16 protein-coding genes are annotated in these 15,492 nt (G+C 59.8%); 7 read left to right on the forward strand and 9 right to left on the reverse strand.

The features are described 5' to 3' along the window. The first annotated feature begins 46 nt into the window (after positions 1–46). Positions 47–1,048, forward strand: coding sequence for a LacI family DNA-binding transcriptional regulator (locus J9788_RS02735; protein WP_182264604.1), 1,002 nt, complete (start codon positions 47–49; stop codon positions 1,046–1,048). A 39-nt stretch (positions 1,049–1,087) separates the two neighbouring features. On the opposite strand, the gene J9788_RS02740 is transcribed toward J9788_RS02735, so the two are convergent. From J9788_RS02740 to J9788_RS02755, 4 genes are all read right to left on the reverse strand, one after another. Beyond that, complete coding sequence (locus tag J9788_RS02740; protein ID WP_182264603.1) at positions 1,088–2,530, reverse strand: glycoside hydrolase family 32 protein; 1,443 nt, start codon at positions 2,528–2,530, stop codon at positions 1,088–1,090. Beyond that, complete coding sequence (locus tag J9788_RS02745; RefSeq protein ID WP_182264602.1) at positions 2,527–3,786, reverse strand: MFS transporter; 1,260 nt, start codon at positions 3,784–3,786, stop codon at positions 2,527–2,529. The genes J9788_RS02740 and J9788_RS02745 overlap by 4 nt, the downstream gene beginning before the upstream one ends. A gap of 167 nt (positions 3,787–3,953) precedes the next feature. Beyond that, a complete protein-coding gene (locus tag J9788_RS02750) occupies positions 3,954–5,258 on the reverse strand; it encodes an MFS transporter (protein WP_182264601.1) in 1,305 nt (434 codons plus the stop codon). A gap of 93 nt (positions 5,259–5,351) precedes the next feature. Next, positions 5,352–6,050, reverse strand: a complete 699-nt coding sequence (locus J9788_RS02755; RefSeq protein WP_025302572.1) for a DAPG hydrolase family protein — start codon at positions 6,048–6,050, stop codon at positions 5,352–5,354. A 93-nt stretch (positions 6,051–6,143) separates the two neighbouring features. Here J9788_RS02755 and J9788_RS02760 point away from each other — a divergent pair, with 93 nt between their 5' ends. Continuing rightward, the gene (locus J9788_RS02760; protein WP_182264600.1) at positions 6,144–6,788 is read left to right on the forward strand and encodes a TetR/AcrR family transcriptional regulator; all 645 of its coding nucleotides are present in this window, start codon (positions 6,144–6,146) and stop codon (positions 6,786–6,788) included. 56 nt (positions 6,789–6,844) lie between these two features. Here the strand turns inward: J9788_RS02760 and pckA are convergent, their stop codons facing one another. After that, positions 6,845–8,464: a phosphoenolpyruvate carboxykinase (ATP) gene (gene pckA, locus J9788_RS02765; protein ID WP_046898543.1), complete on the reverse strand. Its 1,620-nt coding sequence runs from the start codon at positions 8,462–8,464 to the stop codon at positions 6,845–6,847. 432 nt (positions 8,465–8,896) lie between these two features. On the opposite strand from pckA, the gene J9788_RS02770 reads away from it, so the two are divergent. Both J9788_RS02770 and J9788_RS02775 read left to right on the forward strand, forming a co-directional pair. Further along, positions 8,897–10,240, forward strand: a complete 1,344-nt coding sequence (locus tag J9788_RS02770; protein WP_033642832.1) for a 2-hydroxycarboxylate transporter family protein — start codon at positions 8,897–8,899, stop codon at positions 10,238–10,240. A gap of 328 nt (positions 10,241–10,568) precedes the next feature. Then, the gene (locus tag J9788_RS02775; protein ID WP_182264599.1) at positions 10,569–11,987 is read left to right on the forward strand and encodes a serralysin family metalloprotease; all 1,419 of its coding nucleotides are present in this window, start codon (positions 10,569–10,571) and stop codon (positions 11,985–11,987) included. 146 nt (positions 11,988–12,133) lie between these two features. Here the strand turns inward: J9788_RS02775 and J9788_RS02780 are convergent, their stop codons facing one another. Then, on the reverse strand, positions 12,134–12,343 hold the full coding sequence (locus J9788_RS02780) for a hypothetical protein (protein ID WP_004931526.1): 210 nt from the start codon (positions 12,341–12,343) through the stop codon (positions 12,134–12,136). Positions 12,344–12,502: 159 nt separating this feature from the next. Here J9788_RS02780 and J9788_RS02785 point away from each other — a divergent pair, with 159 nt between their 5' ends. Beyond that, positions 12,503–12,655 carry a hypothetical protein gene (locus J9788_RS02785; RefSeq protein ID WP_162837208.1) on the forward strand — a complete coding sequence of 51 codons (153 nt, stop codon included), beginning with the start codon at positions 12,503–12,505 and terminating at the stop codon, positions 12,653–12,655. Between the two features lie 38 nt (positions 12,656–12,693). Here J9788_RS02785 and yniD read toward each other — a convergent pair whose 3' ends face one another. Next, positions 12,694–12,786 carry a small membrane protein YniD gene (yniD, locus tag J9788_RS25010; protein WP_016928013.1) on the reverse strand — a complete coding sequence of 31 codons (93 nt, stop codon included), beginning with the start codon at positions 12,784–12,786 and terminating at the stop codon, positions 12,694–12,696. A 336-nt stretch (positions 12,787–13,122) separates the two neighbouring features. Here yniD and J9788_RS02790 point away from each other — a divergent pair, with 336 nt between their 5' ends. Both J9788_RS02790 and J9788_RS02795 read left to right on the forward strand, forming a co-directional pair. Continuing rightward, positions 13,123–13,515: an ASCH domain-containing protein gene (locus tag J9788_RS02790; protein ID WP_033638276.1), complete on the forward strand. Its 393-nt coding sequence runs from the start codon at positions 13,123–13,125 to the stop codon at positions 13,513–13,515. Between the two features lie 4 nt (positions 13,516–13,519). Then, on the forward strand, positions 13,520–14,119 hold the full coding sequence (locus tag J9788_RS02795; RefSeq protein WP_046898541.1) for a C39 family peptidase: 600 nt from the start codon (positions 13,520–13,522) through the stop codon (positions 14,117–14,119). A gap of 54 nt (positions 14,120–14,173) precedes the next feature. On the opposite strand, the gene J9788_RS02800 is transcribed toward J9788_RS02795, so the two are convergent. Beyond that, positions 14,174–14,413, reverse strand: coding sequence for a YebV family protein (locus J9788_RS02800; protein ID WP_033652110.1), 240 nt, complete (start codon positions 14,411–14,413; stop codon positions 14,174–14,176). Between the two features lie 135 nt (positions 14,414–14,548). Next, positions 14,549–15,484, reverse strand: a complete 936-nt coding sequence (locus J9788_RS02805) for a spore coat protein U domain-containing protein (RefSeq protein ID WP_182264598.1) — start codon at positions 15,482–15,484, stop codon at positions 14,549–14,551. Positions 15,485–15,492 lie beyond the last annotated feature (8 nt).

Raw genomic sequence — 15,492 nt, forward strand, 5'->3', positions numbered from 1 at the left:
GTTATGGGATTATTCACTTTTTCCCATTAATCATAAAGAAGGGCGCATGGCTTCGCTGAAAGACGTCGCAAAACTTGCCGGAGTCTCGTTGATGACGGTGTCCCGCGCCATCAATGACCCCGGCAAGCTGCGGCCGGAAACCTACCGCCGCGTCAAACAGGCTATCGATCGGTTGGACTATGTGCCGGATCTGTCGGCGCGGCGTATTCGCGGTGACGGAAATCGCGTGCAGACGCTCGGCGTGCTGGCGCTGGACACCGCCACGACGCCGTTCTCGGTGGAAATGATCCTGTCGATTGAAAAAACCGCGCGCGAGCGCGGCTGGAACAGCTTCGTCGTCAACCTGTTCGCCGACGACAACGCCGAACAGACCGTCGATCTGCTGCTGGCGCATCGGCCGGATGGGGTGATCTTCACCACCATGGGGCTGCGTGAGGTGACGCTGCCGGCCAAACTGCTGGACAAAAAGCTGGTGTTGGCCAACTGCGTCAGCCCGGCGCATTCGATCGCCAGCTACATTCCTGATGACGAGCAAGGGCAGTATGACGCGACGCGCACGCTGATCGCCAAAGGCTATCGCGCGCCTTTGTGCATTCATTTACCGGCGGATACGCTGGCGGCGGGGCTGCGCCGCCGCGGTCTGGAACGCGCCTGGCGCGAAGCGGGGCGCGATGTTGAACAGCTGCGGCAGTATCATCTCGATCTAAGCGCCGGCGATCAAAGCTATCGCGACTGCGTAGCGTTGCTGGAGCGGCATTTTTCCGCCGGCCGGCGCGATTGCGATGTCGTGGTGTGTGGGAACGATCGGATAGCGTTTCTGGCGTATCAGGTATTGCTGGTGCAAGGTTGGCGGATACCGCAGCAGGTGGCGGTGCTGGGCTATGACAATATGGTCGGCACCGGCGAGCTGTTCCTGCCGGCATTGACGACGGTGCAGCTGCCGCATTATGAACTGGGTCGCCTTGCGGCGCTGCATGTGATTGAGCGGCGGGAACAGCGTGATACGGTGAAAGTGCCTTGCCCGCTGCTGGAACGTGGTTCACTGTAAACGCACCGGGGGCGTCGCTGCGCCCGGTGCTCATTCCCATTACCCCCAGATGCTTGCCAACTGCCATCCCGTGATGGGCTCGAACAGCGCTCGTCCGCCTTCGGCGAACAGGCTGAGACGGCGATCGCCCGCCGTCGGATAGATGCGGCTGGTCAGGCAGGCCTGCCCCTGATTAACGAAGATCTCCAGCGAGGAGCGATCGATAAAGATCCGCAGCGACAGGATGTCACCCTCCGGCAGCGGCACACTGCGGCAGGTGCACAGCGCCGGGTGTTCATTAAAACGCTCCAGCACCAGTCGGTGTGACTGATTGTCGACGAACAGCCGCGCCGCACTTCCAATGGCCAGCCCGTACCGCTCGGCGTCGCTGTCGGCCGGTCTCAACGTCAGGATGAGCTCCTGCATATCGTTCGTCAGCGGCAAATGCTGATTGGTCAGCGTCTGCGCCGACAACGTCTGCGATCCTCGGCGTAACGCCGCCAGTTCACGCGCCGGATTCATGCGGACGCTGCCGTCGGCGGCCAGCGTCAGCTCGCGTGGCAGGGTGAGGGCGCCGGCCCAGCGGTGCGCTTTGCTGGGCATCGGTGATTCCCACATATCCATCCAGGCAAACAGCAGCCGACGGCCGTCGGCGGCGGAGAAGGTCTGCGGCGCATAGAAATCGTGGCCAGCATCCAGCTCGCAGAAGGGCTGGGTCACCGTAAAGTTGCCATCCGGCCGCCAATGGCCGAGCAGATAGCCGCTCTGGAAGCGATTGCGGTAGCGGTAACCCTGCGCCGCCAGCCCCTGCGGCGAAAACAGCAGCAGGTGTTGCTCGCCCAGCGGGAAGAAATCCGGGCATTCCCACATATAGCCCTGATGCGCCGTTTGCGCGCCGGCCAGCACTCGATCGAAGCGCCAGGCGCGCAGGTCGGCAGAACGGTACAGGCGCACCTGGCCCAGGCCGTTTTCTTTGGCGCCGACCACCAGCCACCATTCGCCGTTTTCGCGCCAGACTTTCGGATCGCGAAAATGCTGAATGCCGTCCGGCGGGGCCAGCACCGGCCCGTGCTTGACGAAGCGTATGCCGTCTTCGCTGGTGGCCAGACATTGCACTTCCCGCACCTGGCTGTCGTCACCGGGTTCGCCCAACCACACGTGGCCGGTGTAAAGTAGCGTCAGCACGCCGTTGTCATCCACGGCGCAGCCGGAAAAACAACCGTCTTGGTCATAGGGCGCATCGGGTGCCAGGGCGATGGGCTGGCGCTGCCAGCGGATCAGATCGCGGCTGGTCGCATGCCCCCAGTGCATGGGCCCCCAGTGCTCGCTATAGGGATGATGTTGGAAGAACGCATGATAGACGCCGTCAATACAGATCAGGCCGTTGGGATCGTTGATCCAGCCGGCGGCCGGTGCGAGATGGAACTGCGGATAATAATCGTCTCGGCGCTCTGCGCACAGGGCTTCGACCGCATGGTCGGCTTGAGCTAAAGCAGTGTTCATTGGACAGACTCACTTGATTTAATGGCGGATGGAAAGGGCGTTGCCGTGGCGGAGCGTTCGCCGCGCAGCAGGAAGCAGGAGACAAGCGTGGTGGCGGCGACCGCGCAGCCCATCAGCAGATAGGTATCGGCAAAGCCGATGCGGTCATAACCGTAGCCCGCCAGCGGCGACAGGAAGCTGGCCATCACCTGGGTGATGAACTGAAAGCCCACCAGGTACAGCGTGGAGGAGAGTCGGCTGTCGAAGCGGCTGGCGATGTATTTGAAGATAGCGATCAGCAGGATTGGCAACTCTACGGCGTGCAGCAGTTTCATGGCGGAGATCATCAGGGCGCCGCTGACCAACCCGGAACCGAACATGCGCAGCGCCATCACGCTGCCCGCCAGCAACAGCCCCTGCTTGGCGCCGATGCGGTTCACCAGCAGCGGCGCCAGGAACATGCCGCCGGCTTCGAGGAAGACCTGCAGCGAGTTGAGAAAACCGTACATCTCGTTGCCCTGTGCGCGAGAAGCGAACTGTGAGGCGAAGTAGACCGAAAATTGCTGATCGAAAACGTTGTATACGCTGATCCCCAGCACAAACACCACCAGCGCCCAGAAGCCCGGCATACGCAGCAGCGCCAGCGCATCCTGCAGCCGCAGGTTCTCCGGTTTGCCGAACGCCAGGCCGGCCATGGCGTTCGGCTTCAGCTCGCGCACCTGGCTGAGCAGCAACAGGAATACCACGGCGGCGGCGGAGGCCAGCCAGAAATTGATGTTCGGATTGATATTGAAGATAAAACCGGCCACAAAGGTGGCACTGGCCCAGCCGAGCGAGCCCCACATGCGGGCGCGGCCGAACTCAAAACCGCTGATGCGGCTGACGCGCTCGGTATAAGACTCCAGCGCGCCGATGCCGGCGAAGAAGGTCGCGCCGATGAACAGCCCGCCGACCAACGCACCCAGCGGCAGGCTGCTCGCCAGCAGCGGGGCATAAACGTAGATAAAGAACGGGCCGGTCAGCAGCAGCATTACGCCGAGAAACTGCAGCAGGTGTTTGCGCAGCCCAAGTTTGTCCTGAATAAAGCCGTACAACGGCTGTGCGCACAGCGCCACCAGCGAGATGGCGGAGAAGATCAGGCCGGTCTCGGCGCCTTTCAGCCCGATCTTTTGATTCAGCCACAGCGAGATCAGCGAAAAGCTGGAAGACCAGGTGAAGAAAAAGAAGAACAGCAGGCCGCTGAGCAGCACGTAATATTTTTTTGTTTCGCGGTTCATGGGTAGGGCCCCGGTGAGTGAAGTTAGCTCTATTGTTAACGTTAACTCGCAAAGGGATGAAGCTAGCAGATATCACGCGTGCGATGTTAATCACAAAAGTTAACGTTAACATTATTGCGTTGTGATCATTGTCACGAGTTGGAATGGGGGCGATGCGCCCCGAAGGATTAACGTTCGTTCAGCGAACGCAGGTGATCGTCGCGGCGCAGCGTCATCAGCGCAAACAGGCTGACCACCGACGTGGCGACCACGTAGTAGGCGGGAATGTCGATATTGCCGGTCTGTTTGATGAGGCCGGTGATAATCAGCCCGGCCGAGCCGGAAAACACCGCATTGGACAGCGAGTAAGCCAGCCCCAGGCCGGTATAGCGCACCCGGGTCGGGAACATCTCCGCCAGCATCGCTGGGCCGGGACCGGCCAGCAGGCCGACCACGGCGCCGGCGATCATCACTGCCAGTCCTTTGATCCACAGTGAGCTCTGCGCATCCTGCAACAGGTGCAGCAGTGGGAAGGTGAACAGGATCACCGCCGCCACCGCCGTCAGCATCACCGTTTTACGCCCCAGCCTGTCGCTGATGATGCCCGCCGGCAGGATGGTCAGGGCGAAACCGACGTTGGCCAGCACCGTCGCCACCAGCGCCTGCTGGAAGGTGGCGTGCAGCGAAGTTTGCAAATAGGAAGGCATTACCACCAGGAAGGTATAGCCGGCGGCCGACCAGCCCATCATGCGGCCGATGCCGATCAGAATGGTTTTCACCACGCCGCTCAGTTTCGCTTCCTGCGGTGTGGCGGCCTGTTCCGCGCGTTGCTGCGCCTGGGTAAACGTCGGCGTTTCCTCAAGCTTGAGCCGCAGCCACAGCGCCACGGCGCCCATCGGCAGCGCCAGCAGGAAGGGAATGCGCCAGCCCCAGTCATGCAACTGCTGCACGCTCAGCAGCGCGGCCAGCAGCGCCACCAGCCCGGCGCCGGCCAACAGGCCGAGCGCGACGGTCAGCGATTGCCAGGCGCCGAACAGCCCGCGCTTGCCCTTTGGGGCGAACTCGGTCATCAGCGACACGGCGCCGCCGAATTCGCCGCCGGCGAACAGCCCCTGGAACATGCGCAGCAGCGTCAGCAGCAGCGGGGCGGCGACGCCGATCGAGGCATAGGTCGGCATGACGCCGATCAACGCCGTCGCCAGCGTCATCAGCAGCAGGACCGCAATCAGCGTCGGACGACGGCCGATGCGATCGCCAATGCGGCCGAAGATCACCGCGCCGAGCGGCCGGCAGAAAAATGCCAGCGCGAAGGCGGCGTAGGTGAGGATCAGGCTGGTGATTTCATTTTCACCCTGCAGCGTGAAAAAATTGGCGGCGATGACGGTGGCCAGAAAACCGTATACCCCGAACTCATACCATTCGATAAAGTTACCGACCGAGCCGGCCAGCAACGCCTGACGCGACCGGCGCGCGTCGAGAGTCTGTTGATTCATCCCCGTTCCCATACATTTGAATTATTGTCCGTCAGTTCTAAATTTATACGACAAAACAATCAATTGATTTCAGCGGGAACTGTGAGGCGCGATTCACCAGAGCAACGGCGCCGGCTCGCGGCCGTTTTCGGCGTAGTACAGCGAGGGCAGGAACTGCGCCAGATAGCTGAACTCGTTGTAGCAGTGGCGCATCAGGTTAAACCCGATGTCGTCCGACAGTTCGTCGTGGGCGTTGGCGCAGGCTTTACCCAGCAGGAAACGGCTGCGCAGCACGCACCCGTAGGGCGTATCGCGCGCCAGATGCAGCATTTCGCCGTCGCAGGGATCGCCGTTGTCATCCAACGCCACCTGGTCGCCGAAGCCGATGCGCGCGCACACGGCGGCGGAGAGCGCCTGCGCGTCACGTGCCTGGCGCAGCGGCTGCGGCGCGAAGAAGTCCTCGGCGGCGTGGAATTTGAGGCGCGCCGCGACCGGCGGCAGCTCCGCCAGCCATTCGACCGCTTCGATGCTGGCGCCGACGTAGCTTTCCCCTTTTTTCCAATGGCGATCCCAGCCGCGATGTTCGACGTGATCGTGCGGGTGCCACCAGTTGATGTGCTGCGTGTTCTCAAAGAAGGTGAACCACCAGTCCAGCATACGGCCCTTGCAGCCGTGCAGATCGGTACGGACCGCGACGGTCAGCAAACCGTCGGCGCTGCGGCTCAGCCCCATCTCCAGCCGCAGCGGTTCAGGTTTGAGCAACTCGTTGATATCGTTAACGCCCCACGGCGCCAGCAGGGAAGGATGTGTCATAATGGGTTCCTGTTTTATTTTGGAAACGAATTGTGTTTCCAAAATAAAGCTATGCCGCTATGCTGAGTCTGTCAATGCTTGTGAGGAATAAATATGGCGAACCCGAATGAAGAACCGCTGCGTGCTCGCGGCCGGCCGGCCACGCCGGAAACGGCGCTGCGCGCCGCGCTGGCGCAGGCGACGCTGGCGCTGTTGCTCGACGGCGGCTATGCCGCGGCAACGGTGGATGCGGTGGCGAAACGCGCCGGGGTGGCTAAAAAAACCCTGTATCGCTTTGCCGCCAATCGCGACGAACTGGTGGCACAGGCGGTGAGCGGCTGGACCGAGGCGTTTCAGCCGGCCTTCGCCCAGGATGCCGGGCGGTGGGAGGCGGTGGCGCCGCTGTTGGAAAAAGGGCTGAAGGCGGTGGCGCAGCAGGTATTGAGCGCCGAAGCGGTGGGGATGTTTCGGCTGCTGCAGAGCGAGTTTCCGGGGCGCGAGGCGCTGCTGGACAGCTATCAGCGCAACGGCATTCAGCGCGGACGGGCGACGGTGGCGGACTGGCTGCGGCGCCAGCAGCAGTGCGGGTGGCTGCGTGAGCGCGACTGGGCGCAAACCAGCGATCTGCTGCTGGCGATGGCCATCGCCGAACCGCTGCGGCAGATGACGCTGGGGCTGTTGCCGCCCGGCAGCGCGATCGACGAGCGTATCGCGGCGGCGGTAGCGCTGGTGATGCCGGGTTTGCTGGCGGAAGAATGAAAACAAGAAAGGGCCGAAAGTTCGGCCCTTAAACAGCAGGATGCAAAACGTCTGCGTTACAGCTTCGGCCCGGCGTTCACCAGCTTTTCGCCCGCCTGGGTGACGGTATATTTGGCGAAGTTATCGATAAAGCGCTGCGCCAGATCCTGCGCTTTCTCCTGCCACAGCGATTCGTCGGCGTAGGTTTTACGCGGATCGAGGATCGACGGATCGACGCCCGGCAGCGCGGTCGGCACTGCCAGCCCGAAGATCGGCAGTGTGAAGGTCTCGGCCTGTTCAATGTCGCCATTCAAAATGGCGTCGATGATGCCGCGCGTATCTTTGATCGAGATACGCTTGCCGCTGCCGTTCCAGCCGGTGTTGACCAGGTAAGCCTGGGCGCCGGCGGCCTCCATGCGTTTCACCAGCACTTCAGCGTATTGCGTCGGGTGAAGCGTCAGGAACGCGGCGCCGAAGCAGGCGGAGAAGGTCGGCGTCGGGGCGGTGATGCCGCGCTCGGTGCCGGCCAGCTTGGCGGTGAAGCCGGACAGGAAGTGGTATTGGGTCTGCTCCGGCGTCAGGCGTGACACCGGCGGCAGCACGCCGAAGGCGTCGGCGGTCAGGAAGATGATTTTGCGCGCGTGGCCGGCTTTGGACACCGGTTTGACGATGTTCTCGATGTGATAAATCGGGTAAGAGACGCGGGTGTTCTCGGTTTTGCTGGCGTCGTCGAAGTCGATGCTGCCGTCGGCCCGCACGGTGACGTTTTCCAGCAGCGCATCGCGGCGGATCGCCTGATAGATTTCCGGCTCCGCCTGCGGCGACAGCTTGATGGTTTTGGCGTAGCAGCCGCCTTCGAAGTTGAACACGCCGTCGTCGTCCCAGCCGTGCTCGTCATCGCCGATCAGCTGGCGTTTCGGATCGGTGGAGAGGGTGGTTTTGCCGGTGCCGGACAGGCCAAAGAACACCGCGACGTCGCCTTGCTCGCCGACGTTGGCCGAGCAGTGCATCGAGGCGATGCCCTTCAGCGGCAACAGATAGTTCATGATCGAGAACAGGCCCTTCTTCATCTCGCCGCCGTACCAGGTGCCGCCGATCAGCTGCATGCGCTCGGTCAGGTTGAAGGCGACGAAGTTTTCCGAGTGCAGCCCTTGCTGCTGCCAGTCCGGGTTGGTGCATTTGGCGCCGTTCATCACCACGAAGTCCGGCTCAAAGTCCGCCAGCTCGGCGTCGCTTGGGCGGATAAACATGTTTTTCACGAAGTGCGCCTGCCAGGCCACCTCGGTGATGAAGCGCACCTTCAGGCGCGTATCGGCGTTGGCGCCGCAGAAGGTATCCACCACGAACAGACGCTTGCCGGAGAGCTGGTTGCCCACCAGCGTCTTCAGGTGCTGCCAGACTTCCGGCGACAGCGGCTGGTTGTCGTTCTTGCCGGTACCGTTGTCGGACCACCAGACGGTGTCGCGCGTGGTGTCGTCGCGCACGATGTATTTGTCTTTCGGCGAACGGCCGGTAAATTCGCCGGTCGCGACGTTGACCGCACCCAGTTGGGTGAGGGTACCGCGTTCCAGCGGCGGCAGGTCGGCGCGGGTCTCTTCGGCGAACAGCAATTCATAGCTGGGGTTATAGACGATGTCGGCGGCCTGATGGATGCCGTAGCGAGCGAGGGTTTGTGGGGTAACAGCGCGTGAAGACATATTCTACTTCCTTATGAGTCATATTATGCCTTTTTCCCGTGCGGTGCCGCGCGCAGGATTAAGGTTCGGATCAAGCTGACCGGATTCAGCTAATGGCGTTTCCGGTTCTTTATTAATAAAGCAGGGGGCTTTTTCGCCCTCCTATAGCATAGCAGCGAATTTAAGCCTGATTACTTTAATTACAAAATGCTGACGATAATTAATTAAAACCAACCTTGGCGGAGGGTCACAATATTGAATTCCCTCTGCGTAATTTAGTTTTGCATTTTTATTTTTTATCATATTGTCAGTGCTGTCTACTGTTTTATTTCTTATTAGAAAAAGCGAAATCCGCAATAGGATTTTTGTAATTAGTTGTTTTCACTTGGCTATGGCGGGATTGTTGCGCCAGGTGAATCTAACCGTACTGTACGCTTGTCAGCAGGGTGAATAATGAAACAGATAAATGCAGAAATAGCCTGTGATAAAAATACGGCATCGTCCGAATCATCAGGATTAATTAATCAACTTCGTCAAATAGATATCGGTGCGGTGCCGATCGCGTTGTTTATCACGATTTGCGCCATCGTGGCGATTTCCGCCTATGCCAACTTCCTGCCGAAGAATATGATCGGCGGCCTGGCGGTGATAATGACGCTGGGCTTTGCGCTGGCGCAGTTGGGTAAAAGCATTCCCGTGCTGCGCGATATCGGCGGGCCGGCCATTCTGTGTTTGATGGTGCCGTCGGTGCTGGTCTACTTCAACGTGTTCCAGCCCAACGTCATGGGCACCGTCCATCTGCTGATGAAAGACGCCAACCTGCTTTATTTCGTCATCGCCAGTCTGGTGGTCGGCAGCATTCTCGGCATGAACCGGGTGATCCTGATCCAGGGGATGATTCGCATGTTCGTGCCGCTGGTGGTGGGCACGGTGACGGCGGTGATCACCGGGCTGCTGGTGGGGAAACTGTTCGGCTTCACCTTCTATCACACCTTCTTCTTTATCATCGTGCCGATCATCGGCGGCGGCATCGGCGAGGGCATTTTACCGCTGTCGCTGGCCTATTCGGCGATCCTGGGATCGACGCCGGACGTCTACGTCGCGCAGCTGGCGCCGGCGGCGGTGCTGGGTAATATCTTCGCCATCGTCACCGCCGGGGTGCTGGCGCGCATCGGCATGCAGCGCAAGGCGCTGAGCGGCGACGGCATGCTGATCCGTTCGGCGCAGGAGAACGCGATGTTCGCCATCAAGGAACAAAGCGGCAACGTCGATTTCCAACTGATGGGCGGCGGGCTGCTGGTGATCTGCGCCTTCTTTATCGTCGGCGGCCTGTTCGAGCATATCGTGCATATCCCTGGCCCGGTGCTGATGATCCTGTTCGCGGTGCTGTGCAAATACTGCCGGGTGATCCCGGCTTCGATGGAGACCGGCGCGCACAGTTTCTATAAGTTCGTCTCCACCGCGCTGGTGTGGCCGCTGATGATCGGTCTGGGCATGCTGTACGTGCCGCTGGAAAGCGTGGTTGCGGTGTTCTCGGTCGGCTATGTGGTGGTCTGCGGCTCGGTGGTGCTGTCGATGGGGTTGGTCAGTTTCCTGATTGCGCCTTACCTGAAGATGTTCCCGGTGGAAGCGGCGATCGTCACCTGCTGTCACAGCGGCCTGGGCGGCACCGGCGACGTGGCGATCCTGTCGGCGTCCAACCGCATGGGGCTGATGCCGTTCGCCCAAATCGCTACGCGCATCGGCGGCGCTTCCACGGTCATTGGCGCGACGCTGTTGCTCGGTTGGTTAGTCTGAGTCCAGAGTGTGTTATGGATAGCCGGGGTTGGATTGCCCCGGTTTTTTTATACTTTTTTCGACATCGTGATAATGCTGATTATTACCTTTAAAATCATTCGCATGGCGGAAAATCCCTGTCACACTTTTGATAAGAAAAATCTGTTCTCGGTAAAATGTGTCTATTCTCTTCTCTTAAGGGATTATCGTTCTCATTCAGAGTGCCGATGGAAGGCGCCAGCGCATTACCGATATCCCCGTATTGATTCAACACCGGGCCGCTGCCGTTCAGGCAATCCGCCAGTTGGGGCATCACCCCGATTGAATTGACGAATATGGAGATAAGGTTATGTCATCAAGCAATGCTTCCGTTAAGGCCGAAGGCGTATTAGCCCTGCTGGGCGCTTATAAACCCGATGAAGACGACACCATTACCGTGCTTCATCCGTCGAAAACGTTCGAGAATGCCGGCCTGGAACTGGTGCGCGGCGATCGCAGTTGGCACGACAAGGGCGTGACCGAAAAGCCGGTCTCCCTGACCTACAGCTTCTGGGAAAAGGCGCCGGGTAATATGTCGAGCATGAGCATCAGCGGCTTCAGCAGCTTTAACGCGGAACAGCGCGAACAGGCCAAACTGTCGCTGCAGTCATGGTCCGACGTGGCCAACATCACCTTCACCGAGACCAGCAACACCGCCGCCGCCAACATCAAATTCGGTCTGTTCGATTACAGCTCGCGCGGCTCCTATGCCTTTGCGTATAACCCGGATTCATCGCCTTCGGTCGCCGGTCAAACCTGGTATAACGCCAAGAACCACACCTTCGTCAACAACCAGATCCATGAAAACGAGTACGGCCGCCAGACCTTCACCCATGAGATCGGTCATGCGCTGGGGTTGCAACACCCGGGCGACTATAACGCCGCGCCGGGCGTCAGCATCACCTACGCTAAAGACGCGACCTACTTCGAAGACAGCCGCGCCCACAGCCTGATGAGCTATTTCAGTGAAAGCAACACTGGGCAGGACTTTAAAGGCGCCTACTCTTCCGGGCCGTTGCTCAATGACATCACGGCGATCCAGCATTTCTACGGCGCCAACATGAACACCCGCACCGGCGACACGGTTTACGGTTTCAATTCCAACACCGATCGCGACTTCCTCACCGCCACCGGCGCGCAGGACAAGATAATCTTCACCGCCTGGGATGCCGGCGGCAACGACACCTTCGACTTCTCCGGCTTCGGCCAAAATCAGCGCATCAACCTGAATGAAAAGGCGTTCTCGGACGTCGGCGGCCTGAAAGGCAACGTGTCGATCGCGGCGGGCGTAACGATTGAAAACGCCATCGGCGGGGCGGGTAACGATGTGCTGGTCGGGAACGCCGCCGATAACGTGCTCAAGGGCGGCGCGGGCGATGATGTGTTGTACGGCGGTAAAGGGGCGGATCAGCTGTGGGGCGGCGCCGGCAAGGACACCTTCGTCTACTTCGCGGCGGATGAGTCGACGGCGGCGGCGCCGGATTGGATCCGCGACTTCGTGCGCGGCGAGGACAAGATCGATCTGACGCTGTTCAACACCGGCAGCGCCGACGGCATCCGCTTCGTCGATCAGTTCAGCGGCAAGGCGGGCGAGGCGAAGCTGAGCTACGATGTGCAAAATCACGTCAGCGATGTGGCGATCAACCTGGGCGGCGCTTTTGACGGCAACGATTTCCTGGTGAAAGTGGTGGGGCAGCCTCTGGATGCCAGCGATTTCGTGTTGGCGTAATGCAGGCAACAAAAATAGGGCGTTTTGGGCAAAAACCCGACAATTCCTATTAATTACGTCATATTAGCGTGACATAGTAGCGCGCAGAAGGCCGGGCTTGCATACCTCGGGCTTCTGTCGGATCGCCAACCTTTTCGGTTGGCGATTCATTTTCCGCCTTTCAGCATGTTGATGGCGGCGCCGAGCAGGATACGCCGTTCGATGTCGTTGCTGTCGGCCAACTGCCGCGCCAGATGTTTCTCCAGCGTTTCCACCGACAGCGCTTCGCCGCGATGGCGCAGCTGCATCACGCCGTCGCCGATCAGGCGGGCGACCTCATCCCATACGGGTTTAATCTCCTGTTCCGAGAACGTCATGGCCTACACCTCGGTGGGTTGATTTTCGCCCAATGTAGCAGTTGAACTGCGGCTTCGCTACCGACGGCCAAAAACAGGAAGCATAAAAAACAAGCCATCAGTATTTCTTCTGGTTTTTGCGCTCAATACTTGCAGTGTCGAAAAGCAGGAGAACACATCATGAACTGGGTTGAAACCTTGGCGGAGTACTACCGCCTCAGCCGCACGGGTGAAACGCAACATTGGCTGTGCCGTCGCTGGTTGCCACAGGGGGAAGCGCGTCTGGCCTATTTGCGCGAGTTACTGGAGCCGACCGCGGCGCCGCGGCGGTGAGCAGGGCGCCGGCGGCTGGCCGGCGTCGTTTTATGGGATTAACCGAATGCTATCGCCGCCCAACGCAACAGCAGCAACGCCAGGCAGATCAGCAGCAGCACCACCACCATTTTACTGAGCTTGTTGCCCATGCGTTTTGTCGCCACGTCACCCTCTCTTAACTAAGATACCATCCGCCGGCGATGGCGATGAGCAACAGCGTCGCCAACGCGACGCTGTTGAGTAAATCGCTGAAGGTATCGTCAGCATCGAAATCGTCTTGCCGCATGTTGCCGCCTGGCGTTGCTATTGAGTGAATAATGTTCACAGTATGCGCCCCGTAGCGTTGAAGGCACAGCGAAGAACGGTAAAAACTCGTAAAGACGGCGCTGGCGTAACGCGCAGTCGCGCTTGTGACGGATGCAGACGGCCGCCAATACGTTGTACTATCCTGTCTGCATTGAGGCATTTTTCCAAAAGGTATAATCATGGCGACGGCAATTCCACAGAAATACGAGCACCTTGAGCGCTGGGCGTTCGGCGATACCGAACAGCAGGCCGATGAAGTGGTGCAATTGATTTTGAACGGCACCAAAACGGCGACCTGCTCCAATCTGGACGGCGAGGGCATTCCGCAGGCTGGCGATCGGTTCCTGGTGGTGGACGGCAAGGGAGAGCCGGTCTGCGCGGTTGAGCTGACCGCGGTGGAAATGAAAACCTACGATCAGGTCGATGAAGCACACGCCTTTGCCGAAGGCGAGGGCGACCGTTCGCTGGCGCATTGGCGCAAAGAGCTGCAGCGCTTCTTCGAAGAGTACGATCTGTTCTCGCCGGACATGACGCTGGTGCTGATGAATTTCAAAGTCGTCGACAAGTTCTAAACTGATGCGCGCCGTTCCCTACGAGTGCCAGTGGGCGAGCCCGGAGATGGCCGCCGATCTGATCGCCGGCCGCGCGACGCTGGCGCAAGACGAGAATTGGGCGCGCAGCGGCGCCCGCGATCGGGCGGAGTACGTCGAGTGGGCCAACCACGTGTGCGGCATGGCCTGCCTGAAAATGGTGCTGGGCCACCGCGATGGCGAAGCGCCGCCGCTGTTGGAACTGGCGCGCCGCAGCCTGCCCTACGGCGCCTATGTGCGCGAGGGTGAACGGATAAAGGGCCTGATTTACGCGCCGTTCGTCGAGTACGTGCGCGAGCAGTTCGCGCTGCAGGCGGAGGTGACGGTGGGGATGGCGGCCGCCGATGTGCCGGCGCTGCTTCATGAATGCCGCTACTTTATCGCCTCGGTGCATCCCGCCATTCGCCGGCCCGAGAGTATACCGCCGCAGCGGGGCGGGCATCTGGTGTTGATCACCGCCGCCGATGCGCAAAGCGTGACCTTCCATAATCCTTCGGGCGACAGCCCGGCGACGCGCGAGCGAGTACAGCTGTCACTCAACCGCTTCGCCCACTTCTTTGCCGGCCGCGGCATCGCCATCGCATAAAAAAACGCGCTGTTTCTGATAAAGCAGCGCGTCGTCAGCCGACTGGATGCATTTTCATGCCACCCGCATCACCCAGGCGTCCGTCTGTCGATCGTAGTGTTGTTTGTACAGCAGCGACTGCTTGCCGTTGAGGATGGCCGGAATGCTGGTGTGTTCATCCCAGCCGTCGAGCTGCATGCACAGATCCGGATCGGACTTGCAGGGGATGCTCAGGGTGCCTGCACGGTCGGCGGTGGCGTGAAGATGCGCGTCATCGACCTCGAAGCTGCCAATTTTTACGACGGTTTTGCTCATGGGAACTCCTTGCTCAATGATGTGGTAGGAGGTTAGACCAGTTAGGCCATCGGTATGAGCATAGCCAAATGAGCAAAAAATGCCACATAAAAAATACATTTTGGCAACATTCTTCCTGAGCGGCTAGCGGCCGCCCTAATAGGTCACGACATAGCTGACGTTATCCTGATAGGTGCCGACCGGCACTTCGGTCTGCGCCGGGTTGATGGCGGCGGTAAAGGGAATGCTTTGCGCCAACCCGGTGCCGGTGCCGCTTTGCGCGTTGGTGCTGCTCCACACGGTGCTGGTATTGGGTAAATAGATCTGATACTGCAGGAAGTTGCTGGTGCCGCTGAGCATTTGCCGCCAACCGGTGACCGGGTTGTTGCCGTTGGTGAAGTAGGAACTGTAAGACTGGGATTTGGTGCAGGTCAGCGTGATGCTTTGGTTGATCGGATTGAATTGCCCCACTAAGGCCATGCTGCCGAAGTTGACGTTGTTGGCGGTGTTGATCAGGCAACTCTTGGTGATGACCGCGGTGACTGTCACGGTGCTGGGTTGATTGGTGCCGTCCCACCAGATGCAAAGCCCTATCACGCCCAGGCCGCAGATATGGTAGTTCCACACCAGGTTGATGGTATCGGTATAGGTGCCGGCGCTGACGTTCGCGCCGACGACGGTTTTGATATACACCGGAAAGTTGACGTTGGAAGAGATCAGGATCAGCGACAGCAGATTCAGCGAGCTGTAATCGATGGTCTGGCCGACGCTATACGGATACTGGTAGTTCGAATCCGGGTAGATCAAATAAGAAATTTTATCACCTGAGCCGTTGCCATTCAGCAGAGCCATGTTGTTGGTGGTGGAAGCGATCTTGACCGTGACGGTGTTTTGCGACAGCAAATTGAGCCCGAGCCCGGTGCAGTTCAGCCCCGCGGTGCCCTGGGCGCTTATCTGGCCGTTGTAGACGGCGAAGGAGTTGCTGCTGGGCAGGGTAACCGTGCCGTTGGTGGTGGCGCAGTCCGCCAGCGCGCGTTGTCCACACATCAACAGCAGCGCCGCCAAAAAGATTTTCACTTGCCGAGACATCATTCTTCTTC

Source organism: Serratia sp. X10 (assembly GCF_017811775.1).
In the GTDB taxonomy this organism is placed as follows: domain Bacteria; phylum Pseudomonadota; class Gammaproteobacteria; order Enterobacterales; family Enterobacteriaceae; genus Serratia; species Serratia ureilytica.